Consider the following 23,870-nt stretch of genomic DNA (forward strand, 5'->3'; position numbering starts at 1 on the left):
GCTTTGGTTTAAGGCCGGAAGTTTTCCGTGCGAATTACATAGTTGCCGATCGCCTTTTGGTTCAGGGTATAACCGATGCCCGGGCTATCTGGTACTGCCAATTGACCGGGAGCCATCAGCTCTACACCATTCTCTACGATATCTTCCTCCCAGTAACGGCTGGAGGCGGCTGTATCACCTGGGATCGTAAAATTCGGCAAAGAAGTAATCGCAATGTTGTGTGCACGGCCAACACCCGACTCAATCATGCCTCCGCACCACACCGGAATGCCGTGTGCCTGACACAAGTCGTGAATGCGCTTGGACTCTGTTAATCCACCGACCCTCCCCACCTTGATATTAATAATGCCGCAGCTGCCTAGCTCTATCGCTTTTCTGGCATCATCCACATTGTGAATACTTTCATCGAGGCAGATTGGTGTGGACAGCTCCCTTTGCAGCTTGGCATGATCAATAATGTCGTCATGAGCGAGTGGCTGTTCGATCATCATCAGCCCATATTGATCCAGCTCCTTCATCACATCCAAATGCTCCATTGTGTAAGCGGAGTTCGCATCTGCCATCAACGGGACACCCTCGCCAAAGCGTTCGCGAATCGCTCGAATCACCTCGACGTCAAAGCCTGGCTTGATCTTTACCTTGATCTTCTTGTAGCCCTCACTGAGATGGCGCTCTACTTTTGCCAAAACTTGATCAACAGTCGGTTCAATACCGATGCTGATCCCTACATCGATAACAGCTTTCTCGCCTCCTAATGCTTTGGCCAGAGAGATTCCTTTCTGCTTGCTGTATAGATCCCAGATTGCGCCTTCTAAAGCCGCCTTCGCCATGTTGTTGCGGCGAATCGGGGCAAACAACCGATCCACATCCTCAGGGGTCTCGATCTCACTCGAAAACAGCTTCGGTATCATAAACTTTTCCATCATGTGCCATGCTGTCCCTGTCGTTTCTTCACTATAATAAGGGGCCGACATCGCCACACTTTCCGCGTGCCCTACCTCTCCCTCTCCATATACACTGACCAAAATGAGCTCCTTGATGGTCGTATATCCAAAGCTCGTTTCAAAACGGAAACGAAGTGGCATGTGTAGTTGCTGCAATTCAATTCGTTCGATTTTCAATGTACTTCATCCCTTCTATTCCATATAAATGACATGCGACATAATGTTGCGGCGAAGCTAATGTAGCGACAGGACGCACTGTACGGCAAATTTCCGTAGCATATGAGCACCTGGTATGGAACGCACACCCAACGGGAACATTCGCCGGAGAGGGAACATCCCCGGAAAGAACGATTCGCTCCTTTTTCCGAAACGGATTGGCTTTGGGAACCGCTGACATGAGTGCTTCTGTATACGGGTGTAACGGGCGCAAAAACAAATCCTTTTTACTGGCGATTTCGACAATTCGTCCAAGATACATCACCGCAATTCGGTCGCTGATGTGGCGAACGACACCTAGATCGTGCGAAATAAACAAATAGCTCAAGCCTAGACGCTGCTGCAAATCCTGCAAAAGATTCACGATCTGCGCCTGAATGGACACGTCAAGTGCTGAAACCGGCTCATCTGCCACGATTAATGAAGGTTCCACCGCCAATGCGCGAGCGATCCCGATCCGCTGCCGCTGCCCTCCGCTAAACTCATGGGGAAAGCGTGTGGCGTATTGAGCATTCAGCCCGACCATCTGAAGCAGTTCTTTTACTTGATCGCGCCTTTCTTTCGCCGACATCTGCGGATCTCTGACGCCTAACGCTTCCTCCAAAGCCCCTTGCACGGTCATCCGTGGATTTAATGATGCATACGGATCCTGAAACACGATTTGCATTCGCTTGCGGAGTGGACGAAAACGTGTAGCCGACATCTCCGTAATGTTTTGTCCTTCAAATTCAATCGTTCCACTCGTAGGCTCAATGAGTCGCATGATGCTGCGACCAGTCGTTGACTTGCCACAACCGCTCTCTCCTACCAGCCCAAGCGTTTCTCCTTTTCGCAACTGGAAAGAAACCCCATCGACTGCCTTAATCACTTCGTCGCGATTGCGAAATAGTCCTTTGCTAATTGGAAAATACGTCTTTAAATCGTTTACTGATAACAAGATATCCCTCATACCGCCATCTCCTTGTTCTCGTACAGCCAGCATCGAACAGCCTGTGTGCCTGTGCCCGTTGCCATCAGCGGCGGTTTTTCTTTGTAACATCGCTCCTCGGCCTGTGAGCAGCGGAAGCGGAATGCACACCCTTGTGTCACCTCACCGAGTAGCGGGACACTGCCTTCAATCGGATCGAGGCGAAGCTTCTCCTCCTCATCCAGATCGGGTATGCAGCGTAAAAGTCCAATCGTATACGGATGCTTTGGATGCGAAAACAGACTGGCAACGTCAGCTTCCTCTACGATCTCCCCGTAGTACATCACAAGTACACGATCAGCCATTTCAGCCACGACACCTAGGTCATGCGTAATGAGTAGCAGAGAGGTATGATCGTTCTCCTTCAAATCGTTCATCAGTTCCAAAATTTGCGCTTGAATGGTCACATCCAGTGCGGTCGTCGGCTCGTCTGCGATCAATAAATCCGGGTTGCAAGCCATCGCCATCGCAATCATGACACGCTGCTTCATCCCACCCGAAAGCTGATGGGGATAGTCCCGCATGATGTCTTCTGCCCTCGGCACGCCCACTTTTTTGAGCATTTCAATCGCTTTTGCTTGGCGTTCTTTTTTCGATAAATCGGTATGCAGTTGATACACTTCTTCTAGCTGTCGGCCAATCGTATGGACCGGATTGAGCGACGTCATCGGCTCCTGAAAAATCATCGCGATATCTTTTCCGCGAATGTTGCGAAGTTCACCAGTACTCAACTGGTTCAATAAGATATCACGAAATCGAATGCTTCCCTCCATCTGTGCGTTCGCCCGGGACAAGAGTCCCATAATCGCCAAGGACGTCACGCTTTTTCCGCAGCCAGACTCGCCTACCAACGCTACCGTCTCCCCTTTTTTCAGTTGAAAAGAAATGCCTTGTAGCGCTGGCAGCTCACCCTTATCCGTCTTAAACTGCAAGCGTAAATCCTTTACTTCCAAAAGTACCTCTTTCATCAGCTCGTGCCCCCCTTCATCCATTACCTCGTTTTCGGGTCGAATGCATCCCGTAATCCGTCACCTAACAGATTGAAGCCAAGGACAACCAGCATGATGGCCAATCCAGGAAAAATGGACATCCACCAGGCTTGACTCAAGAATGCTTTGCCGACAAAAACCATGGCTCCCCACTCAGGCATCGGCGGTTGCGCACCCAGCCCGAGAAAGCTCAAGGCCGCTGCAGCCAAAATACTCACACCGAATTGAATGGTGGAAAGCACAATGATTGGGGAGAGAATATTGGGTAAAATGTGTTTCAGCAAAATCTGCCAGTCCCTGATCCCCAGAGCGCGAACAGCCTCAATGTACTCTTTTTCCCTTATGGATAATACCGCAGAGCGAACGACCCGCACATAGGACGGAATAACAGCAATGACTACCGCGATCATGGCATTCGTTAATCCAGGGCCCAAGACCGCAATGACAGCGATCGCCAGAAGCAGGGCAGGAAGTGACATGAGAATATCCATGCCCTGCATGATAAACAGATCCACACGACGATAATAGCCAGCGATAATACCGAGCGTTACACCTATCAAGGTAGAAAGTACAACCGTTATCAAACCCATCAGCAAGGAAATTCGCCCGCCGTGCAACAGACGGGAAAAAATATCTCTGCCGAAATCATCCGTTCCGAGAAGATGCGTCAGACTCGGAGCGCTTAATCGGCTGTTAAAGTTCATTTGTTCGACAGGATGAGGGGCAACGACTGGAGCAAGAAGCGATCCAAGTGTAAAGACGATCAGGATGACTACACCCGCCATTGCTGTCTTATTGCGTTTCAGCCGTTTGCCCATCCCTCCCCAATACGACTCCGGACGATTACTGTTCACCATTCATCGGCTCCTTCCTTAGTCGAAATGGATACGCGGATCAATCCGGCTGTAAATGAGATCCACGATCAAATTGGTTAAGGCAAAAATCAACGCCATGAAAAACACCATGCCTTGTATGGTCGGCATATCCCGTTTACTGATCGCCTCAATCGCCAGGCTGCCGATCCCTTGCAGAGAAAACACCGTTTCCACCACCACAGCTCCAGCCATGAGCGCACCGAACTGCAAACCTAACATCGTGACAACCGGAATAATGGCATTCGGCAGGCCGTGGCTCAAAATGACTCGGAAAAGCGCCGCCCCCTTGGCCTCGGCTGTCCGCATGTAATCCTGCTTGATGACTTCCAGCATGCTCGAGCGGGTCATACGGGCGATCATCCCCGCTTCCGCCATACCCAAGGTGATCGCTGGCAGCAGCAAGGAGTGAATCCCCTCATAGCCGGAAATCGGAAACAAGGCCAGCTTGTAAGCAAAAATCCAGATGAGAAACAAGGCAATCCAGAAGCCGGGTGCCGAAATACCGAGTAAGGAGGTAAGCACCACAAGCCGATCGATGATGGTGTTTTGCTTGACGGCAGCAATCGTGCCTAACAAAATGCCGAATATTGCGGCAATGATTACACTAAGGATGGCAAGCTGCATGGTGATCGGGAAACGGTTCATGATCTGATCCCATACCTTTTCACCAGTGAATAACGATGTTCCCAAATCGCCAGTGAACAGGTTTCCGACAAACCGCATGTATTGCTGCCATAGTGGTTGATCAAGACCAAGCTTCGCTCTCATTTGACTGATGGCCTCTGGTGTTGCAAACTGTCCGAGTATTTGTGTTGCGGGATCGCCCGGAATGAGGTGTACCATCAAGAAGATCAGGACGGATACGCCAAGCAGTGTACCCACCAGGGAAAGTAATCTTTTTATTACATATCGGCGCATGCCTTCACCTCCGTTGTCTATTTTTCAAGCGTGACATCATGCAACGTAATGTTTTGCGTGTACGGATTGACCGTAAAGCCTTTGACACCACGTGTCGCTATCACCGTCTCGCTCACCCATAACGGAACCCACGGCATGTCATTCACCAAAATCTCCTGTGCATCTTCGTAAATCTTGAGACGCGCCTGCTCATTCATTTCCAAACGTCCTTTGTTCAGTAAAACATCCAATTCAGGGTTGTTGTAATGAGTACGGCTTGTTGAATTGCTCTTTTCAAAAATGAGGTACAAGATATCCGCATCAAACCAGCCGTAGTACATCAAAGCCATGTCATACGACTTTTTCGAAATGCGCTCTTTGATGGTTGTCATTTCTTGCACGCTAATTTTCATATCAATCCCTGCTTCTTTCAGCTGGCTCTGCAATATCTGCACCGCTCGCTGAAATGCTGGCTCTTGAGAAACGAGCATTTCTACCGACAACGGTTTTCCGTCCTTATCTACGATGCCATCCCCATTACTGTCCGTCCAGCCTGCTTCCGCTAGCAACTGCTTGGCTTTGCCTAAATCTCTCGTATATAACTGCTTCGCCTTGCTTTCAATCGCTTCACTGTAGCCATAAATCGTGGGTGCCAAAGGACCATAGACCGGCTTGCCGAAGCCGTTCAACGCTACCTGAACAAGTGGATCGCGATCTACGGAGAGGGCTACTGCTTTGCGCAGACGGACATCTGAAAACAACGGGTGCTTATTGTTCAATGCGATGTATTTGTTTCCAATGTCCATTACTTTCTCAATCTTGACTCCGGGCAGTGTCTCAAGCTCCGCAACCGAGTTCGGCGGCGCATCATACAACACATGGACCGTACCCTTTTTGAATTCCATCAGGCGCGTATCGTCGTCTTTCATAAACCGGAACATCATGCTGTCGAATTGCAGAGGACCTTTGTTGGCAGCGTACTCCGGTCCCCAGTTATAATCGGGATTTTTCTTGTAGGTGAGTGAAGCCCCCCGCTCGCGTTTGTCAAAGATGATCGGCCCCGTTGCAGATGGGTTATCTGCGAAGCCATCCCCTAATTCTTTTGCCTTTTTGGCGTCAAGAGGCGAGACTAATCCTCCGACAATGACGTTTACAAACGGGGCAAACGGTTGGCTAAAATGCACCTTGAGCGTATGTTCGTCTGTTGCTTCCACTTTTTCAATCGGACCTGCAAGCCCCTTCACAGGCGATATGGTGAGCAAACGGTCAAAGGAATCTTTTACGGATGCTGCCGTCATTGGATCGCCAGAGTGATAGCGGACATCTTTGCGGAGGATAAATGTCCAAACCTTGCCGTCCTGCGAGATTTCGTACTTCTCTGCCAAACGCGGTTGAAGTTTGCCTGTTGCATCACGGGTTAACAGAGGCTCGTATATTAGACTGTTTTCCATGCTCAGCCAGCTCGTTTTGTGCATATCAAGCGAGTCTGGGTCCGTCAAGGAAGCGATGACTAATGTGTTCCCTTTGGCCGACGTGTCATTCCCCGCTTGATTGGTCGGCTGTGAGGAACAGCCTGCAATCAACGCCGTTGCTACAAATACACTCAAGGCCCCTTGCTTCCACCTGTGAATCTTCATGTACATCCCCCTTATCAATAGCCGCTACACTTCTGTCCCTTCCGCAAACGGGTATATTTGTCGACTTGTCTCTTCGTATTCTTTCAGTCTTTGTTGTACCTGTTCTCCATCAGCCTGAACCACACCACTAATCAAAATATTCAGCATGGAAAAGATCGCCGTCATTCCTTTTAAGGCAGTAGGAGCAGGTGCGCTGACTTTTAAAATTTGATCAGCTACTGGCCCAATCGGAGATAGCTCATCGTCTGTAATCCCAATGATTTTGGCGCCTCTCTCTTTGGCTGCTTTTGCAAACAGGATCGTTTCACTCGTATAGCGGGGAAAGGAGAGTGCGATCACGAGCCAATCCTGATTGATCTGGGTCAACAAATAGTTGACGTCATCAACTGGCCCATTGTACAGATGCGCGTTTCCTCTGACGACATTCAGTGTAAAGGCGAGCCAGTGGGCTGGAGCATAGGAGCTGCGAAATCCTACAACGAGAATATGTTTGGCTGCCATAATACTTGAAACCGCTTGCAAAAGATGATTCTTTTGCAATTCCCCTAACGTTTGCCGAATATACGCAACATCCTGCTCCATGTTATAAGAAATCAGGTCTTGTTTTCCCTTCATCTCCACTGCCGCTGTGCGAAAACTGTGGATGGCATCAGCTTTTGGGACTTTTTCCAATAAGGAGCTGCGAATCTCACTTTGCAGTTCACTGTACCCGGAGTAGGCAAGAGCGTAGGATAGTCGGATGATTGTCGTCTCGCTTGTGCCGCTCAATGCCCCGACAACTTTGGCTGGTTGCAGTGCAACGGTCTTCGGCTCGGCGAGAATGTATTTGGCTGCGAGTTTTTGTTGGTTGGTCAATTCCGGATAATGCTTGCGGATGCGCTCCTGTACGGATTCCATGATCATCTACTTCCTTGTCAATTGATGTAGGTTCCACTCTGTGGCTGGGTCTAACGGGTAAATCGGGCGAATGGCGCGCTCGTATTTGAAGAAGCGGAAGTTGAGCGTCGTCAATCCCGGCGAATCGACGGTAATGACGCGTGCGCTGATCGGTTCGAAGGATGCTCGGAAATGTGTGCTTGATTTCAAGGCCACGATCTTGTATTTGGTCACGTCCATTCCGTGCAACAGAAAAATTTGCTCATCCAGCACTTGCGATTTCACGGAGCAAACCAGGACGTCAACCCCGTCGATTTGCAAGCGAACGGACTTGCCAAAATTCTCATGTCCCCCTTGCCCCATCGGCGTCGTAGCAATGAATTTTCCATCTGTCAAAGCTTTGACGTAGGCTGTTACTTCAAGTGGTTCTCCATGCAGGTAGTCTGTCTTTCCACCCAGTGATAGCTGTACGGTAGCGCCTACTCCAGCCTGGTGGGCAATCTGGACCACTTCGGGATCGTAAATAAATCCAAAGCATGCATTTGTCAGCTTGGCTTCCAGCATCGCCCGCAGCAAATGCGTTCCGTCTCCGGGTGTGCCTCCGCCTGGATTATCTGAGGTCTCATTGATTACGATAGGCATGCCTTCCGTTTCCAGTGCCATCGCAATTCCCTCGGCAGGAGTGGGCATGTTCAGCTCGAATTCATCCCGTTTTTCCCAAATCAGACAGGCGACATCTTCGCTCACCTTTTTGGCGAGCTCCTGATCGTTATTCGTCACGCTCAAAACGGAGACGCCCAGCTCAGGAATGTCCGTGTACGGAAAACCGTGGAAGAATGCACAGTCGATGACGCCTTCTTCCTTTTCCCACGCCCAGCAGGCTTCGTTTATTTCACGTGCCGGGGAATGATGAGTAGCAGATGTCGGGATCAATAGTGGCAGTCGGGTCAAATGCATGGTTGGCTTGATACCTTCCGTAACCATCTTATGCGCCAGGTCGATTGCTTCAATACCGCGTTCATAGCAATCCACATGCGGGTAGAGGTGAACACCCAGGAGCGCATCAGCCTCATCCACCATTTTTTGTGTCATGTTTGCATGGAGGTCGAGCGTAACAATTAAAGGAATGTCATAACCGACCAGCTGACGCACTGATGCCAGAATATCGCCCTCCAGATCATCGATTCCTTCTACAACCCCCGCTCCGTGAAGCCCCAGACAAATGGCATCTGCACCTTCTGTCGCAGCAATCGTGTCAAGAAGCTCCTTTTTAATCCGGTCATACGCTTCTCGCAAAATCGTCCCCGCTGGATACGTAAAGGTGAGAAAGGTCGGCAGTAGCTCGATGCCCAGCTCTTCGGCGCGATCCACCATCCCTCCCGGAAAGTTGCGAACGCCCCGATTGCGATTCACAATCGTTTCATGATAATCCCACTCATAGCTTTGAAACATCTCGAGCGTCGTCGGCACATTGGAAAACGTATTCGTTTCATGTGCAAGCCCACCAATAATCACCTTCATTCATAGACCCTCCATTCGATTTTGAAGTATTAACTTTAATTTTTGAATTTTTTGAAGTTTAAACCTTTGTGGACATTATAAAGGGAAGAAAATCATTTGTTCAATCGCTAAATTATGAACGTTTTATCGCTTCTGCTATACTTGTTGATTCATAAACAAAAGCCCTCCCGTTCAGGGAGAGCTTCTCTCGTAGCTCGTGGCAAATTATGAGGTTTTCCATTTCGCCAATTCAGACGGGAATTTGTCATTCAGCACTTTGATATAGGTACCCTTCATTCCTAACGAACGGGATTCTAGCACACCTGCGCTTGCCAGCTTGCGAAGAGCGTTCACGATGACCGAACGTGTCAGACCTGCTTGATCTGCCAGCTGGCTAGCTACTAGCAAGCCTTCGCGCGCATCCAATTGCTCCATAATTTTTTCAATCGCGATCTGTTCACTGTAGGACAACGAAGAGAGTGCAATTTTGGCAAAGGTTTTGTCACGCACTTCATTTTCAATTTGTTCTGTGCGCTGCCGAACGATTTTCATACCGATCACGGTAGCACCGATCTCGCCCAAAATCATATCCTCTGTTTCAAACTGACCGTAAGCACGCAGCAGGACGAGTGTGCCAAGACGGCTCCCCCCTGCGTTGATAGGAACAATCGTCGTCATCATTTGCGGGAAGATCGAATTCAACTCTTTTGGAACCAGGCTGTACGGGCTGGTAACCGGCTCGTTGGCCAAGGTTTGTGAAGCTTCTAGCAGCTTCTGATGTACACCTTCCTGTAGCTGCGTGGATGAACGCCCTTCTTCTTGCAGGGAAATCTCCTGATTCATTCCACTTCCCAGGATTGAGCCATCTGCGGTAATGATGTAAACATTTGCAGAAATCACTTCAGATAATAGTCTTGCGAGATCTTGGAAGCCTACTCCGCTGCCACCCATTGTTTTTTGAAGCATCACATTAATTTTTCTCGTTTTTTCTAACAAATTCATTATAATATCCTCCTCTGGATTCTTCATGCTCACAGTATTGTCAGAAAAATCCAGCCCTATACATCCAAATCGAAAAATTAAAAAGAAGGTTGTGTACAGGAATTTGGGTAGAGAGAAAAGCGAGAAGACCTTCATAAAGAAAAAAGGCTGACAGAGTGGTTATTTTCACCCCGTCAGGCCTTTTTGGTATCATTCTCTAGCGAAGCTGCTTCTTAATAAGCGCTTCAATCGCTTCGGCAATGACATGCGTATGTCTGTTCATGTCTGCATTCGTTAAGCGGAAACGGACATAGCGTTCATCAAGGTTAAACGCTTCTTCAAATGCCCCCATAAAGCCGCGCGCACGTTTGTCCAGTTCCAATAAAACTTCCAATTCGCCATCGCGAAGGTAGAAGACTACTTCGAGCTCCTCCAATCTACTGCGGTATGGCCCTGTCGGACGGAATTCAAATTCCTGTACAAACGGATGATTGCGGCCAAGGTGGCGATTGTATTCGCAGTCTACCTTGTACAGCTGGAATCCGATCTGTTGAACAGCATCCAACACTTTGGTCATTAACGGATGTGGGCGAACCTCGATGAAATCGGAATCACCTGGGTCGATCGCATTTTTAATATCGAGACCTGTCCGCAAGTAAACGGGTTGACGCCCCATTGTCAATGGCGTCTCATACGGCAATTGAAAAGCGAATGGCAGAACGACTTCCTCTTTCGGTTTCAATTGTACCCGCTCAGACAGACGGTATTTGACAAGTGTGCATTCTTCCTTGGTCTTAGAGTCGTTGCTTTCTTTTTCATAGTGTGTGACGACATACATGTAGATTTCGTCGATTTCCTGGGCGACATCTCCTCCCTTGATATGGACCTCACCTCTGACCATATCTCCGGGAATGAGTGAATCCTGCTCAAGACGTGCATCTACTTGCGCAGAGCCAATACCTACACTAGCCAATAATTTTTTGAACATGGACATATGTTCGCCTCTCCTTTATACCGACCCAGACCTACATGATCTGGCTATCAGATATTCTATATTGAAATATACGGTGGAAGAAATAGAAAGTTTCGCGCAATCTTTTGCCAAACATCATCCGGTATAACGTCCGCTGTCACGAACACATGCAACGTTCTACTAATCACGACTGTTTTGATTCGTACCTCCACTGTCGTTCGATCAGACAAAATATATTCGCGGCGCCGCAGCATTTCATGCAAGACCTGATGGACCTCCGCAACCTGCTCAACCTTCTTCCCTTTTAACGAAGCGAGATCCTTTTCCACGCGATCAACTACTTGTACCACAATAGTGGCATGAAGCGGCTGCTTCTGATCTACAGTGAGTACAGAAGCGCGTACGTCTTCGATGACAGTCTCTTGCTTTTTGCGATAGACCCGCTGATTTTGCTTCAGCTCCAGATTTTCCTCGTACAGTTTTTTGTTTTGCAGCTCCAAGCTTTTTTTGATTAGCATCATCTGCTCCATTTCGCGTCCGTATGTAAATAAAATCACGGTTCCGCCCAACACGCACCCCATGAGCAAAAGCGCGAGGTAACGTTTCCAAAGAATCACTTTCATGAGCGCACCTGTACCAGCCAATGCACACAAATCGTTCCGATATGGGCACCCAAGAATGCGACGACGATCATCACGAGCTGTTTGAAGACAGGTGTCAAATTTCCCATCAGTATTTTTTCGATCTGCAAAAACGAATCAAACGTTCCGCCCAATGCCCCAACCAATCCCCATATTTTGAGCTGGTCAGCCAATTGGGCCATCGATAACAGCGGAGGCTTTTCAGTGAGAAAAGCGCCCACCCCACCTGAGAGAGCGCCGCCGACCACAATGCCATAAGCCACGAAAAACGTCAAAATGACTTGTGCCATGTTGTGCTTCATCCTTTCTTCGAACAAGCAGTATATGCTTATCCCTACGCTCGTCATCCCGGTTTTATAACAGAACTCGCCAGCGTTTCAAATAAAAAGCGGCATGCTAGATTGGGCAGCATGCCGGGTCGATCAGCGTTGGTTCCTTCTCCATTTCTTCAGTTTCTTTTCAATGCGCGGCGAGTTCATGATCATAAGATCCGTAAACAAGTTGACCATTTTTGGATTGCGCAGCATCTGGTTAAAAACCTCTGGATTTTGCTTGAACCATTGCTCATTGGCACGGATCCATTTCTTGAAAGCATCGTTTGTTTTGTAATAGTGATTCAATTGCCGAACCGGTCGATATCCACTCATCTTAATCTATCCCTTCGTCAAAAAATATAACGAGGAGAAAAACGATCACGATGATCCAGATGATCACTTCGAAACCTTCCTCGTTGAAGAAACCAAATCCTCTCACGTCAGATCCCCCCTTCATCCTGCCGCGCTCCTCGCACCATTCCATACCGCCCATGGTACCTTTCCCTATAGGTATATGTGGTTCCACGCTTGTTGGATTGGACACTTGCCTGCCTTCATATTGATTTTGTGTGCTGGCCTACTTTGTTGTGAAAAACGACGCATAGGGACACTCCTTTTCCACTCATACTAGAGAGGAATGAATCAAAGAGGAGACGAACATGACAGCCTCTACTGGATCTCTGTTACGCAACAAGCCTTACCTGCTGTTACTGCTAGTCGTCTTTTTCATGCACATGGCCTCTTACCTGGTCATTCCCGTCTTCCCAGTCTTTTTGCAAAAGGTACGGGTTCTTTCACTCTCTCAAGTCGGCATCATTTTGGCAGCGGGAAGCATCACATACCAAATCGGAAGCTTGGCAGGCGGCTTGATGTCAGATCGCTGGGGCAAACGTACCATTCTAGCCTTGGGGGCATTCCTTCAAGGATGTGCCATGGCAGGCTATCACTTCAGCCATTCCTATGGTTTCTTCTTGTTATTCTCCTCGGTCAACGGCTTGGGTCTTGGTCTACTCGCTCCTACCATAAAAGCCATGATCGCGGATGAAGTGGATGAGGATCAAAGAACGGCTGCCTTCTCATGGAGAGGGATACTCGCTCACAGCGGGATTATTGTCGCAGGCTTGATCATTACATGGATGACTGCGGGTGGGAAACAGCCGTTTCTCGTAGCTGCCTTTGTGTACGGAGCACTTGCTGTTTTTTCTCGCTTCATCCTTCCCGATGATCGTTGTGTGGGAACTGATTGTAAGCAAACGCCGCTCAAGGAGTATCGTCACATCTTGACCCATCGCAGCTTTCTGCTCTTTTCCACGATCTCGCTCTTAATCTGGGCGATCTATGCTCAATTCGCCATGATCCTGCCGCTGCGGGGAGAGCATGTCCTGCATTCCGCTACGATGATTGGCCTCATTTGGACGATCAACTCGCTCAGTGTCGTGGTCTTGCAAGGGCTGATCTCACGTTTTGTCCTACAGCGCATCAATCCGTACTTGTCTGTCACAATGGGAACGATCTTGTTGGGTGCAGGATTAACGCTCATGGGATGGGCAAACCACTTCCTCACACTGTCCGGGGCTGCGATTCTATTCATTTTGGGTGAGATGCTGTTTATGCCCATGCTGGACAGTCTCGTCACTCATTTCGCAAAAGAAGAATGGCTGGGGGCTTACTTTGGCTTTTCCAATTTCGTCTCTGGTCTTGGGACGGCTCTTGGGACAGGATTGGGTGGAGCAATGGTTGAAAAGCTTGGGGGAGTCGGGAGCATCTATCCGTGGATTGGCTACGGAGTGATTACACTGTTTTTGGCGGCGGTTCTTGGTCTGTTTGCCCTATACGCCATCCCTCGCCACAAAAATGCTGTACTTGACTCCCCCACAAAAACTCGCAAAGAGGAAGGGGCCACATGAACGCAGTGGAACACGCACAGCATCAACAAGAAAAGCAGATGGAAGTGCTTAGGCGAGTGCGCCTTGGCAGCCATGACTCTGAGAAAGGGGTAGTTATATGACTAAGCAAAACAAGAACTCCTCCCTACAGCAAAATCAACCAGACGAACGCAATCGCCAGCCCAAAAACGTTCAAAACGATGCGCCAGGCTATGGAGACAAAAAACTGGAGGGACCCAATCGTCCTTCCACCTAACCCTTAGGCAATCAATAAAAAAGTCATTTTGCGCCTTCATGCAAGGGCAAAATGACTTTTTTCAATTCCTTTACGAAATCGGTACGAGCTTGTACGGCAAGGAGAATTCTTCCAATCCCTCCAAAAATACTTGACGAGACTTTTCATCAGGCGCAATCAGTTGGAGATAGCGTGTGAAATAAAACACGATGCGATCCTCTTTGCCCTCTTGTAAGCGATAGTGTGACAGCTGTGCGATGTCCGTCAGGTTGTAGAAGTATTCATAGTGCTCCTGTGTAAAAGGCGCATGAAAGATCCGACTGACCACTACACCATTGCTTAGATTTTCCCGCATGTTCTCTTTTGTTGCCCCGAGAAAACGAAGCAGTTCACCAGCGCGCTTCGCCCCGACCTTCTCCACCAGGATGCTGTCGTTGTACTCCACTTCCAGATCAGTCAATTTGTTGGAAACGGCTGCAAGCATCGCCATCAACACCTTGCGCACTGCCAGATTCTCCGTAGCAAATTGATTGTCAAACACATTAAATTCAAACGACGTCGCTTCGCCCTGACGCCGTGTATACAATATGATCGCGTTCAAAAGCATTCCTCCGCTTTCTACTCACTTATCTAGGCAAAATAGCTTCCCACGTCGCACGGTCCACCTTGCGAATGACACTGAACAAGAGACGCTTGGCTGCCTCGTAATCCTCGCGGTCAATGATCGAAGCATGGCTGTGAATGTAACGGGAAGGAATTCCAATAACGGCAGACGGCACTCCCTTGCCATGGTACTGAACGACACCTGCATCCGTCCCGCCTTTTGCCACATAAATCTGGTACGGAATGTTCTCTTCTTCGCACGTGGAGATAAGAAGCTCACGCAATCCTACCGGCATGACGTACATCGGATCGTAGATGCGCATCAAAAGTCCACCGCCGAGCTTGCCGCCATCATCTTTTACCCCTGGTATGTCTGTGGCTGGACTCGCATCCACTGCCAGGAACAAATCCGGATCAATGGACGCAGCGGCAGTTTTCGCGCCACGCTGCCCGGACAATTCTTCCTGTACAGTAGCCCCGACGTAGACGACATTCGGATGATTTGGGTTTTCATGCAGCTCTTTTGCGAGCTCCACTGCCAAACTGCAACCATAGCGATTATCCCATGCTTTCGCCATGATGCGGCGCGGATTGGACATGACCTGCAACGGGCAAACCGGTACGATTTGCTGGCCAGCCCGAACCCCTACCTGTTCTGCTTCCTCACGTGAATCCACGCCGATATCAATGTACATGTTGCGTACATCCATCGGGCGATTACGCTGATCGTCGCTCAAGACATGCGGTGGAATCGAGCTGATTACGCCTTCAACTGGGCCGTTGTCCGTTATAATTTGTACACGTTGCGCGAGTAGAACCTGCCCCCACCAGCCTCCCAGCGTCTGAAATGAAATAAATCCTTTATCAGAAATTCGGGTGACCATGAAGCCGACTTCGTCCATGTGACCCGCTACCATAATTTTTGGACCGTTCTCGTCACCACGCATAACGCCAAAAATACTTCCCAAATTGTCGTACATGAGTTCACTCGTATAGCTGCTTATGTATTCCCGCATAATCTCGCGTACCGGACCTTCGAAGCCAGGCGCTCCTGGTGCCTGCGTCAAACGGTTCCACAGTTCAGCTTGAAATTTATTTTCCATCGCCAAAAATCCTCCCCGACCCTAGTTTCATGCCTGTTAACCTTCTCTATTATCCGCGAGAGAGAATTCAGACGCAACTACCTCCAAGCAGGAATGCAAGATCTTGTCCCGAATGAAGAAAAAACACGAATCGTTTTGAGGGGGAAAAAGCAGATGGCAATCACGTTTCGAAAGTTGTCCGAATTCAGTGAAATTGAGCAATTAGAAAGAATGGAAGGAAAAATATGGGACCCTTCTAGTGCTATTCCTCACCATATGACACTCACCATGCACAAGTTTGGCGGTCTGTTTTTAGGGGCATTCGATGGCGAGGAAATGATTGGCTTCTTGTACAGCTTCCCGGGCTTCACCAATGGAGAACCCCATCTTTGTTCGCACATGCTCGGCTTTTTGCCAGAGTATCGCAAGCAGGGGCTGGGCGTACAAATGAAATGGCTGCAAAAGGAAGAAGCGGCTGCTGCGGGCTATTCCAAAATCACATGGACCTACGATCCGCTAGAGACTGTAAACGGTGTTCTCAACATCGCCAAGCTGGGAGGTATCGTTCGAACGTATTTGCCAAACTGCTACGGACAGCTTGATGACGACTTTAATCGAGGACTGCCGACAGACCGTTTCCTCGTGGAATGGATGATCGGAAGCGATCGTGTGGAATCGCGTCAGGCAGGGAACAACCCTACTCCCTCTCTTGAACAGGTACCTGACCTGTTGCGTCTGGAAATCAAGGATGGCATTCCACATCCTATCGAAATCGATTTGTCACGCGAAGAGCCTATCGTGCTACTACCTGTCCCTGCCTTCTTCCAGGATGTTAAACGAGCTGATATGACCGTCGCTTCCATGTGGCGAGAGATGACGCGCGAATTGTTCACCGCCTATTTTGCCAAAGGTTATGTCGTTACGAATATCCTCCGTGATCAATCCATCGTTCGTTACGTCTTAGAAAAGCAGCCGTTGACTGATATTTTAGGTGCCTCGTCCTCTTTATCCTAGCTAGAATGGCGCGCCGGGTGGGTAGGTTGTGGTAAAATGGTGTTTGCCCAACCTTATACAACAAAGGACGAGAATGAAATGAATCGATCACAATACAAGTATGACGTTATTATCATAGGCGGTGGCCCCTCTGGGCTGATGTCTGCTATTGCTGCTTCTGGCCAAGGAGCAAGAGTTTGTCTCGTGGAAAAAGGCTCGAAGCTCGGACGCAAGCTCATCATATCGGGCGGCGGTCGTTGCAATGTAACCAATGCCAAGGAACAAGATGAATTAATCAAACAAATGCCGGGAAATGGTCGCTTCATGTACAGTGCTCTCACCCAATTCGGCAACCGTGAGATTATCCAGTTTTTTGAGGAGTTGGGTGTCGCGTTAAAAGAAGAGGATCGGGGCCGTATGTTTCCCGTCACAGATAAAGCAGTGACAGTCGCCCAAGCGTTGATTGATTTGTTGAAGCAAAGAGGTGTCAGCATTCATTTAAACGCCGCTGTAAAGGAAGTTCTCTACTCGGAAGGTAGAGTCGGTGGCATCATGCTCCAGTCTGGTGAGAAAATAACCGCGCCTTGTGTGATTATTGCCGTCGGGGGTTGTTCTGTACCACAGACAGGCTCTACAGGCGATGGCTATGCGTGGGCAAAAGCAGCCGGGCACACGATCACAGAGCTGTATCCTACTGAAGTACCGCTTACAGCCAATGACTCTTTTATTCGCGATAAATCGATCCAGGGTCTGTCGCTGCGTGACATCACGATGACGTTGTATGCGCCAAATGGGAAAAAGATCAATACACAGGAAGGCGATATGATCTTCACTCATTTCGGAATATCAGGACCCGCCTCCCTGCGCATGGGACATTATGTCTCTGTGTCGCAACGAAAATACGGAGCGGTTCCTCTATCTCTGACGATCGATCTCATGCCTGACAAAACGGCCGAGGAAATCACGGCGGAAAGCTGGCAGCTGATTGAGGAGCAGCCAAAAAAGGCAGTAAAAAATGCAATAAAAGGCTTCCTCCCCGAACGGATTATTCCACTCTTGCTTTCCTTGGCAGGAATTTCGGATGAAACAACCTACAGCCATATGAAGAAACAAGAGTGGAGCAAGTTCACGAACTTGATCAAAGCTTTTCCACTCACCATTACGGGGACGCTCTCTCTTGAGGAAGCGTTCATTACAGGTGGCGGTGTGAGTGTAAAAGAGATCGATCCACGCTCGATGAGATCCAAGCTCATGGATGGGTTGTATTTCGCTGGAGAGGTCATGGACGTCCACGCCCATACAGGTGGCTACAACATCACCATCGCCTTTTCGTCTGGCTATTCTGCGGGTACGCATAGTGCGCAGGAAGCATTTGAATTTTTTTACGAGAATGACGTTTAGATGATCAGGGAATGGGGAAACTATGAATCAGGTTCTCTTTTCATGAAAAGAGAAATCAGCACATTACTCCCCCCTAGTTGTAATGTGCTGGTTTAACAGACCTTACTCCCTTTATCTTCCTAGATGGGGCATCGCCTGCGTGAGCGATGCTTCTTTTTTTTTACCCAGCAAAAAGCACCTGCTACCAAAGACGGTACATCCATCTTTTCATAGCAGGTGCTTTATCATTGATGATCGGTTTATCCGACAAGGCGGAACAAATACGCAAATCCAGCGAGCAAAAAGCCTAGACCCAACAGAAAAAACGTGTTGGCACGCTGCTTAACGCGCCTTTCGTCTCCCTGAAAATGAGCGTTCATCCGCGATTGCCAACGTTTTGTCTGCGGCTGTACCATGACGAGAATCCCAACTGCCAGTAAGAAGAGAGGAAAGACCATCATCTGGCTCAACCCTTTTTCTTACGACGGAGAAGCCAACCGTTGTCATCTTCGGCTGGTGCGCCTTCGATTACCAGCCGGGCCTCCTCGGCAAGCTGATACGCTTCTGCGAAAGCTAGTTGTCGAAATGATATCTCTGCCTTCGTCAACAACTCATTGACCTGACGATTTTGGCGGCGATACCGGTTTGTATACTGGATGGCACCCTCTGCCATCTGGCAAGTTGCGATAATTCGTTCTGCCATTCGCTCTGTTTCGCCGACCAAATCACTCGCGTCCTGGACCAGCATGGCGACCTCTTCCAGATCATAGCGGTACTGTTCCATGATCGTTTGCACGCGGCCCAACGTTTGTACAACTTCTTCAAACATGTATTTCAATTGATCCGGAATGCCTGGCAAGTAGCTACGCTTGATTTGCTGACGAACGCGGACTAATGTGTTAGAAATGCGCTCCAGTTCATCCAGCGCATCGTCTTCCGTTTCGATGACCAAATACGCTTGCTCTTCTTCTTCCGGAATCATCTCTTCCTGTTCAGGCTGATTCTTCGGCATGACCAACTCGTACTCTTCTTCTTCTTCTTCTTCGTACACAGGTTCCTCAGCTTTGACTTCTGGAGCCGGCTTTTTTGCTTTTTTGTTGAAAAGCTGAGGAATTGCTTGCAACAACACGGAACGTTCAGCTTCACTCAGCTCTGAGGATCTTCCTCTCACCGCTCGCTCTTCTTCCACTTTCGTCTGCTGGAAAGAAGTTGTTATTCCTGGATTTTCTTCGCTGGCAGAATGCTCGATCTCGCTAGCTAAAGTCGGCTCCGGTGTACGAATCTCCGGCTCCACAGGCGTGGGCGTCGCAGCTACTTGCTGTAGCGAATCATCCTGTTCCACCGCGCCTACTTCTGCACTCTTTTCTTCCTGCACAAAGTCTGTTTCATCTTTACCTTGATTTCCTTCTGCTTGCGGTTCCAATTCAACTTCTGCATACACCGTGGCTGCAGCTTCATCACGTGCAAGAACGCCATCTTCTATCGCTTGATACGTCGCATCAATGAGCACTTCGAACGCTTTGACATGGGTCAACACCATTTCCAGGCTGCCCTCTTCCAAAGAGCTCTTCGCTGACATGACCAATTGCTTCGCCTGCAAGAGGGCATTGTCCAAGGAATCCTGTTTTAAATCAAAGCCGTCACGAACGGCCTGCTCAATTCCTTCTTCCAGATGCTTGAATTCTTCTGGCAATTCTTTTTTCACGCGTTGCACAAGCTTTGGAATAAGCTCCATCGCTTGTCCTACCTGCTCCAGTACTTGCTGAGCTTTTTGTGTGGTTTCGTAGGCGGCAATGTCGTCCCCTGCTGCCCGCGCAGTTTTCACGAGTTTTCGCATCGTGTCTACTTCATCCAGCGATGCTTTCAATTCATGGAAAGACAATCCGTACTCCAGACGCAAATCGGACAAACGTCGTTCCATCTGCTCCACTTGCTTTCCGATCTCAGGAACAACAACCTTATTTTCTTGCTTGGTAACTGCCACTTTGGATGTGTCTGTTTTTAGCTCATCCAGCTCATCCTCAATTTTTGTAATGGCCTCTCTCGCCTCATTCAACATACCAAGTGCCAACGTAAAACGGAAACGATCACAAGCCTCTTCCGCATCGAGAATCATCATTTCCACATCAGGGATGCGAATGCGCAACAGATTTTCTTTTTTGTCTGCCAAGTGGTGGTAACGTACTTCTGTCATGCCGCTGGAACGGCGAAGCGGTTTTTCCACCTCGATGACATTGATCTTCTCAACGAGCTCTTCCTTCCAATCCTCTACATCATCTACTTGGGCAAAAATAGCACGGCGTCTGATCATCGCGTATATCAAGCCAATCGATAACCCGGCAAATACCGCACCAACCAGATAAATCCACCACGGAATACCTCCGAGTGCGCTACTGCTTTCGCTCTCTGGCGCCTTACTAGCGTCGGTCGCATCCGGTATTGCTGTTGCTTGCTTGTTTTCAATGCGGCTTAGCTCCCTGTTTACTTCCGCGATTACAGTTTGTATACCGGTCAAATACTGCTTTTGTGTACGAAATGCGTCATAAAAAGACGCGATCTTTTCATGCAGTAATGTCAGCGTCGCACCTTTTTCCTGCAAAGAAGGACCGGCATAAATCCCCAGCTGCTCGGTGTTCATGTCAAGTACGATCATTAGTGCATCATCGGCCAAATTGTAATTGTCAAACAGCTTTTGTGCATACATATCTGGAGATTCAGCTTCTGGTGCGGTGCTTTCCACTACCACGACTTTGTAGCTGCCTGGTAGGCCGTTCAATGAATTTGCAAAGGCGGTTCTGTCTTCTTTTTTCAAATAGTTGTCAGCGTCCTGAACAACTTCATCTTTTTTATCTGGAAACGGTGTTGCATAAACCGGATTCGTATATAACAACATGCCTGCCAAACAGAGCATGAATAGTTTTCGTTTCACTTGTCATACATCCCCTTACTAGAATCATTCATTGGGAGAGGCCACGCCTAAGCAGGCAGCAAAGAACCTCGCAGATAACACATAATCGAGGTTTGCAGCCATTGGACGAACTCCTCGGAAGATGGCTCCAGATCATAGACCTGGCGAACCATTTGTGGTTGCAAAAATGGATATATCATCTGACTCGTCATAGCCAGTACTGTACGATCAATAGAGACGGGCAAAAACTCACCCGAGACGACACCGCCCTCGATCACACGTGAAAGCCCGTGCTTCCATCGGCTCATATATAGCGTCATCACTTCACGAGCAAGCATGGATTCCACGCTCAGCTCACGGTGAATCAACCGCGTGATAGGCGCATGCTCACATTGAAATTGCAAATATAGCTGCACAACTTGTTCCAATCGTTGATAGGCAGGGATGTTGTCCTGCTCGTTTTCCAGTTCTTCCAAAAGGCGAAACAACGTCTCAAAGTAAGAAGCAATCAGCGTCTCCAGGACTCCTTGCTTCCCTTCAAAGTGATAGGAAATCAGCGCGGAATTTACTTGAGCAACAGAGGCAATTTGTCTTACGGAGGTTCCTTTGTAGCCATGAACATCAAAAAGCTTCGCTGCTGCGGATAAAATACGCATTTTCGTCTGATCCATCAGGCATCTTTCCCATTGTACAGATTATTCGACGAAAAAAGATAGTCTTGTTGTATGTTCGACAATGTTTTCCATGATTCCTTCTCATCATGCTGATTCCATCGAAAAATACCGCTACCGCATAGATTTTCTTCCACATAAGAAGTACGTAAAAAGCATCGAGGACGTTACCTCATTTACTCAATTTTCCCTGACAAAAAAAAAGACGCTCCTGTCTGTTTTGCAAGAGGAACGTCTCACTTAATTACTCTTACTCCCTATTTGCTTTTTTCCTCTGGAACTGTGATGGGGGCTACTGTTCCGTATTGCTGCAAATACGTTTCTACTTGCGTATGCTCTTTTACACGCTGATCGTTCAAATCGTACGCAGATCGAATGGACATCGTCATGTTCGTGGGGAGCATCGTTTTTTTGTTGTAGTGAATCGTGTACTCTGCCTCCACTTCCATCTGGTTCACGAGCTCATTTACGTCCACCTTTTTCTTGGACTGAATCGTGGGTCCAGAATGATGGGCAGGCGCCCCTCTCCAATTTCCTTCTGAGAGTGACATCGCTAGCTTTAGCTTCGGTATGTAGGGTTTCTCTCGCCCTGCTATCGATTGGACTTTTGCTCCCGACTTTGTTTGTTCTTGCATTTGAGCAACAAGCCAGCTTTTTAGTTTGGCAGAATCCAATACAACTCCAAGCGCTTCAAAATCGTCCTTTGGATTCTCATCAGGCAGCATCCGGACGTTTCGTTTCATACCGTCGATTTGCTGAAACGAAGCGACGGGGTTCCAGTTGTTCATTTCTTGATGCAGGGCCGGGCTATCCCCTGAGACATGGTTCCAGCCTTCGTTTTGTCCATCCTTGGTATACAGCTTGTCACCATGGCTGAGCAAGGATAAGTCATCCACTCTGTTTTCCTCTGGTACAGAGAGCTTCACGTTCATGTAAACAGCCTCTCCGTCTTTTCTGCCCGAAAAGTTAACCATGTTCGCATTGGCACTGTTCGCCGTCAGCAGCTTGGTTTGCCCGTAGAACGCATACGATTTCTGCGCATCGAACTTGTCCCGGACTTGCTCAAACGTTGTATTCGCATCCTGCTTCACACGCATTTGATTACAGCCACCTACAACAACAGTGCACACTAGAGCCATCACGCAAATGGGCCAATACTTCTGCATAGATGCTACCCTCCCTCGGCTACCCTGGTCAGCCTCATGTAAGGGCCCAGGGTAATAGTCCCTTTTAGCGTTTCCGGGGAGGAATAGGCTTATTCTACTTGCAAGCCTCTCTTGCATAATCACGTTTTACAGGTGGTAATACAAGACTCGATCCTGCTCTCTCACTTCAATCTGATGGAGAATCATCAACAAATCAATGTGTCCCAATGTCTCGGATAACGTCAATGGCAATTCTTTTTGGTACAAGCCTGGAAATAAGAGAGCATTCAGTTCAAAAGCTGTCTTTTCGCCATCTGCAAGAAGCCTGCGGAGCGTGTCTGTTCTCTCCCAGTTCTTTTGCAATCGAGCGAGTATGAGCTCTCGATGGTTGTAAACCGGTTCACCGTGTCCACTCAAGACTTGTTTGATCTCCATGTCCGCACACATTTGCAGCGCTGTGCGGTATTGAATCAAAGTCAGTGGTCTTGTACTCGTGCGATTCCGGGGTGGCTCAATAAACGCATTGGATGAAATTCGCTTGATGATATGGTCTCCACCAATCATGACTTGATCCTTTGCCCGATACAACGACAGATGGCTTTGGCTGTGTCCCGGCGTGTACAGTACCTGCCAGTCCTCCAAGTATGGTACCTTTTGCTCATGTTTGAGATGAAAGTCAATCTGGCTTGGCGCAGAAAACGTCTTCATCAGCTTGTGGAATTTCGAGATAATGACCATCTTTTTTTCTGGTACACCGCTCTGGATGTACAGCTCTTCGAAAAATTGATCATGAAAAGTCATAAACTGCTCATCCTGCTGTACATAGGGCGTTGCCTGCGGATGGGCAAATGTCTTCGCTCCCGATAATTCGCGTACTTTTTCTAACTGCCCGCAATGATCCACATGATGATGCGTCAGTATGACTTGCTCGATATCCTCCACGCTTACCCCAATTGATTCTAAGCCGTTTGTTAAGGCCGCCCACGCATCATCTGTCGATGGACCCACATCAACTAAGGTCAAGCGCTCCCCTTTTAGCAAGTAGACGTTTACTGCCCCGACATCAAAAGGTGTGGGTATCTCCAGACAATAAATATCAGGCGCTACCAGCGTCGCGATCCTTTGCTTGCCATCGTTCGTTGTCATTTTTTATCTAC

Annotated in this window: 24 protein-coding genes; 4 read left to right on the top strand and 20 right to left on the bottom strand. The window is 48.5% G+C overall.

What is annotated here, in order from left to right; genetic code table 11:
• Window positions 1-8: 8 nt before the first annotated feature.
• The 13 genes from menC to BBR47_RS20790 all read right to left on the bottom strand — a co-directional run bounded on the left by menC (window position 9) and on the right by BBR47_RS20790 (window position 12,143).
• Window positions 9-1,121 carry an o-succinylbenzoate synthase gene (gene menC / locus BBR47_RS20730; RefSeq protein WP_015892375.1) on the bottom strand — a complete coding sequence of 371 codons (1,113 nt, stop codon included), beginning with the start codon at window positions 1,119-1,121 and terminating at the stop codon, window positions 9-11.
• Complete coding sequence (locus tag BBR47_RS20735) at window positions 1,102-2,109, bottom strand: ABC transporter ATP-binding protein (protein WP_015892376.1); 1,008 nt, start codon at window positions 2,107-2,109, stop codon at window positions 1,102-1,104. Before BBR47_RS20735 ends, menC begins: the two co-directional genes overlap by 20 nt.
• A complete protein-coding gene (locus BBR47_RS20740; protein ID WP_015892377.1) occupies window positions 2,106-3,095 on the bottom strand; it encodes an ABC transporter ATP-binding protein in 990 nt (329 codons plus the stop codon). Before BBR47_RS20740 ends, BBR47_RS20735 begins: the two co-directional genes overlap by 4 nt.
• A 23-nt stretch (window positions 3,096-3,118) precedes the next feature.
• Window positions 3,119-3,973: an ABC transporter permease gene (locus BBR47_RS20745; RefSeq protein ID WP_015892378.1), complete on the bottom strand. Its 855-nt coding sequence runs from the start codon at window positions 3,971-3,973 to the stop codon at window positions 3,119-3,121.
• Between the two features lie 15 nt (window positions 3,974-3,988).
• The gene (locus BBR47_RS20750) at window positions 3,989-4,909 is read right to left on the bottom strand and encodes an ABC transporter permease (RefSeq protein WP_015892379.1); all 921 of its coding nucleotides are present in this window, start codon (window positions 4,907-4,909) and stop codon (window positions 3,989-3,991) included.
• Between the two features lie 17 nt (window positions 4,910-4,926).
• Window positions 4,927-6,525, bottom strand: coding sequence for an ABC transporter substrate-binding protein (locus BBR47_RS20755; protein ID WP_015892380.1), 1,599 nt, complete (start codon window positions 6,523-6,525; stop codon window positions 4,927-4,929).
• Window positions 6,526-6,549: 24 nt separating this feature from the next.
• The gene (locus BBR47_RS20760) at window positions 6,550-7,428 is read right to left on the bottom strand and encodes a MurR/RpiR family transcriptional regulator (RefSeq protein ID WP_015892381.1); all 879 of its coding nucleotides are present in this window, start codon (window positions 7,426-7,428) and stop codon (window positions 6,550-6,552) included.
• Complete coding sequence (locus BBR47_RS20765) at window positions 7,429-8,922, bottom strand: M81 family metallopeptidase (protein WP_015892382.1); 1,494 nt, start codon at window positions 8,920-8,922, stop codon at window positions 7,429-7,431.
• A gap of 204 nt (window positions 8,923-9,126) precedes the next feature.
• The gene (gene codY / locus BBR47_RS20770) at window positions 9,127-9,903 is read right to left on the bottom strand and encodes a GTP-sensing pleiotropic transcriptional regulator CodY (protein WP_015892383.1); all 777 of its coding nucleotides are present in this window, start codon (window positions 9,901-9,903) and stop codon (window positions 9,127-9,129) included.
• A 196-nt stretch (window positions 9,904-10,099) separates the two neighbouring features.
• Window positions 10,100-10,876 carry a sporulation protein gene (locus tag BBR47_RS20775; RefSeq protein ID WP_041749550.1) on the bottom strand — a complete coding sequence of 259 codons (777 nt, stop codon included), beginning with the start codon at window positions 10,874-10,876 and terminating at the stop codon, window positions 10,100-10,102.
• A gap of 56 nt (window positions 10,877-10,932) precedes the next feature.
• Window positions 10,933-11,478 (bottom strand): hypothetical protein, encoded by a 546-nt coding sequence (locus BBR47_RS20780; protein WP_015892385.1) that lies wholly within the window; start codon window positions 11,476-11,478, stop codon window positions 10,933-10,935.
• Window positions 11,475-11,786, bottom strand: coding sequence for a YtrH family sporulation protein (locus BBR47_RS20785; protein WP_007720892.1), 312 nt, complete (start codon window positions 11,784-11,786; stop codon window positions 11,475-11,477). Before BBR47_RS20785 ends, BBR47_RS20780 begins: the two co-directional genes overlap by 4 nt.
• Window positions 11,787-11,918: 132 nt before the next feature.
• The gene (locus BBR47_RS20790) at window positions 11,919-12,143 is read right to left on the bottom strand and encodes a hypothetical protein (protein WP_015892387.1); all 225 of its coding nucleotides are present in this window, start codon (window positions 12,141-12,143) and stop codon (window positions 11,919-11,921) included.
• A 326-nt stretch (window positions 12,144-12,469) separates the two neighbouring features.
• Here BBR47_RS20790 and BBR47_RS20800 point away from each other — a divergent pair, with 326 nt between their 5' ends.
• Entirely contained in the window at window positions 12,470-13,717 is a 1,248-nt protein-coding gene (locus BBR47_RS20800) for an MFS transporter (protein ID WP_015892389.1), read from the top strand.
• Window positions 13,718-13,814: 97 nt separating this feature from the next.
• The gene (locus tag BBR47_RS31370) at window positions 13,815-13,952 is read left to right on the top strand and encodes a hypothetical protein (RefSeq protein WP_015892390.1); all 138 of its coding nucleotides are present in this window, start codon (window positions 13,815-13,817) and stop codon (window positions 13,950-13,952) included.
• A gap of 70 nt (window positions 13,953-14,022) precedes the next feature.
• Here the strand turns inward: BBR47_RS31370 and BBR47_RS20805 are convergent, their stop codons facing one another.
• Entirely contained in the window at window positions 14,023-14,538 is a 516-nt protein-coding gene (locus BBR47_RS20805) for a hypothetical protein (protein WP_015892391.1), read from the bottom strand.
• 19 nt (window positions 14,539-14,557) lie between these two features.
• On the bottom strand, window positions 14,558-15,637 hold the full coding sequence (locus tag BBR47_RS20810) for a M42 family metallopeptidase (RefSeq protein WP_015892392.1): 1,080 nt from the start codon (window positions 15,635-15,637) through the stop codon (window positions 14,558-14,560).
• A gap of 153 nt (window positions 15,638-15,790) precedes the next feature.
• Here BBR47_RS20810 and BBR47_RS20815 point away from each other — a divergent pair, with 153 nt between their 5' ends.
• Window positions 15,791-16,630, top strand: a complete 840-nt coding sequence (locus tag BBR47_RS20815) for a GNAT family N-acetyltransferase (protein WP_015892393.1) — start codon at window positions 15,791-15,793, stop codon at window positions 16,628-16,630.
• 78 nt (window positions 16,631-16,708) lie between these two features.
• Window positions 16,709-18,010, top strand: a complete 1,302-nt coding sequence (locus tag BBR47_RS20820) for an NAD(P)/FAD-dependent oxidoreductase (RefSeq protein WP_015892394.1) — start codon at window positions 16,709-16,711, stop codon at window positions 18,008-18,010.
• A 239-nt stretch (window positions 18,011-18,249) separates the two neighbouring features.
• On the opposite strand, the gene BBR47_RS20825 is transcribed toward BBR47_RS20820, so the two are convergent.
• The 5 genes from BBR47_RS20825 to BBR47_RS20850 form a co-directional block, all read right to left on the bottom strand.
• Complete coding sequence (locus tag BBR47_RS20825; protein WP_016742115.1) at window positions 18,250-18,450, bottom strand: hypothetical protein; 201 nt, start codon at window positions 18,448-18,450, stop codon at window positions 18,250-18,252.
• Between the two features lie 5 nt (window positions 18,451-18,455).
• Window positions 18,456-20,918, bottom strand: a complete 2,463-nt coding sequence (locus BBR47_RS20830; RefSeq protein ID WP_041749551.1) for a septation ring formation regulator EzrA — start codon at window positions 20,916-20,918, stop codon at window positions 18,456-18,458.
• Window positions 20,919-20,965: 47 nt separating this feature from the next.
• Window positions 20,966-21,568 (bottom strand): forespore capture DNA-binding protein RefZ, encoded by a 603-nt coding sequence (gene refZ / locus BBR47_RS20835; RefSeq protein ID WP_015892396.1) that lies wholly within the window; start codon window positions 21,566-21,568, stop codon window positions 20,966-20,968.
• A 257-nt stretch (window positions 21,569-21,825) separates the two neighbouring features.
• Window positions 21,826-22,734, bottom strand: coding sequence for a DUF6612 family protein (locus BBR47_RS20845; protein ID WP_015892398.1), 909 nt, complete (start codon window positions 22,732-22,734; stop codon window positions 21,826-21,828).
• 126 nt (window positions 22,735-22,860) lie between these two features.
• Entirely contained in the window at window positions 22,861-23,859 is a 999-nt protein-coding gene (locus tag BBR47_RS20850; RefSeq protein WP_015892399.1) for an MBL fold metallo-hydrolase, read from the bottom strand.
• Window positions 23,860-23,870: the final 11 nt, after the last annotated feature.

This window comes from Brevibacillus brevis NBRC 100599 (assembly GCF_000010165.1).
GTDB lineage: Bacteria > Bacillota > Bacilli > Brevibacillales > Brevibacillaceae > Brevibacillus > Brevibacillus brevis_D.

Bases quoted from the DNA above. Each gene is read 5' to 3' on its own strand.
- BBR47_RS20735 (WP_015892376.1), bottom strand. From the start codon at position 2,109: ATGAGGGATATCTTGTTATCAGTAAACGATTTAAAGACGTATTTTCCA.
- BBR47_RS20740 (WP_015892377.1), bottom strand. From the start codon at position 3,095: ATGAAAGAGGTACTTTTGGAAGTAAAGGATTTACGCTTGCAGTTTAAG.
- BBR47_RS20745 (WP_015892378.1), bottom strand. From the start codon at position 3,973: ATGGTGAACAGTAATCGTCCGGAGTCGTATTGGGGAGGGATGGGCAAA.
- BBR47_RS20750 (WP_015892379.1), bottom strand. From the start codon at position 4,909: ATGCGCCGATATGTAATAAAAAGATTACTTTCCCTGGTGGGTACACTG.
- BBR47_RS20755 (WP_015892380.1), bottom strand. From the start codon at position 6,525: ATGAAGATTCACAGGTGGAAGCAAGGGGCCTTGAGTGTATTTGTAGCA.
- BBR47_RS20760 (WP_015892381.1), bottom strand. From the start codon at position 7,428: ATGATCATGGAATCCGTACAGGAGCGCATCCGCAAGCATTATCCGGAA.
- BBR47_RS20765 (WP_015892382.1), bottom strand. From the start codon at position 8,922: ATGAAGGTGATTATTGGTGGGCTTGCACATGAAACGAATACGTTTTCC.
- codY (WP_015892383.1), bottom strand. From the start codon at position 9,903: ATGAATTTGTTAGAAAAAACGAGAAAAATTAATGTGATGCTTCAAAAA.
- BBR47_RS20775 (WP_041749550.1), bottom strand. From the start codon at position 10,876: ATGTCCATGTTCAAAAAATTATTGGCTAGTGTAGGTATTGGCTCTGCG.
- BBR47_RS20780 (WP_015892385.1), bottom strand. From the start codon at position 11,478: ATGAAAGTGATTCTTTGGAAACGTTACCTCGCGCTTTTGCTCATGGGG.
- BBR47_RS20785 (WP_007720892.1), bottom strand. From the start codon at position 11,786: ATGGCACAAGTCATTTTGACGTTTTTCGTGGCTTATGGCATTGTGGTC.
- BBR47_RS20790 (WP_015892387.1), bottom strand. From the start codon at position 12,143: ATGAGTGGATATCGACCGGTTCGGCAATTGAATCACTATTACAAAACA.
- BBR47_RS20800 (WP_015892389.1), top strand. From the start codon at position 12,470: ATGACAGCCTCTACTGGATCTCTGTTACGCAACAAGCCTTACCTGCTG.
- BBR47_RS31370 (WP_015892390.1), top strand. From the start codon at position 13,815: ATGACTAAGCAAAACAAGAACTCCTCCCTACAGCAAAATCAACCAGAC.
- BBR47_RS20805 (WP_015892391.1), bottom strand. From the start codon at position 14,538: ATGCTTTTGAACGCGATCATATTGTATACACGGCGTCAGGGCGAAGCG.
- BBR47_RS20810 (WP_015892392.1), bottom strand. From the start codon at position 15,637: ATGGAAAATAAATTTCAAGCTGAACTGTGGAACCGTTTGACGCAGGCA.
- BBR47_RS20815 (WP_015892393.1), top strand. From the start codon at position 15,791: ATGGCAATCACGTTTCGAAAGTTGTCCGAATTCAGTGAAATTGAGCAA.
- BBR47_RS20820 (WP_015892394.1), top strand. From the start codon at position 16,709: ATGAATCGATCACAATACAAGTATGACGTTATTATCATAGGCGGTGGC.
- BBR47_RS20825 (WP_016742115.1), bottom strand. From the start codon at position 18,450: ATGATGGTCTTTCCTCTCTTCTTACTGGCAGTTGGGATTCTCGTCATG.
- refZ (WP_015892396.1), bottom strand. From the start codon at position 21,568: ATGGATCAGACGAAAATGCGTATTTTATCCGCAGCAGCGAAGCTTTTT.
- BBR47_RS20845 (WP_015892398.1), bottom strand. From the start codon at position 22,734: ATGCAGAAGTATTGGCCCATTTGCGTGATGGCTCTAGTGTGCACTGTT.
- BBR47_RS20850 (WP_015892399.1), bottom strand. From the start codon at position 23,859: ATGACAACGAACGATGGCAAGCAAAGGATCGCGACGCTGGTAGCGCCT.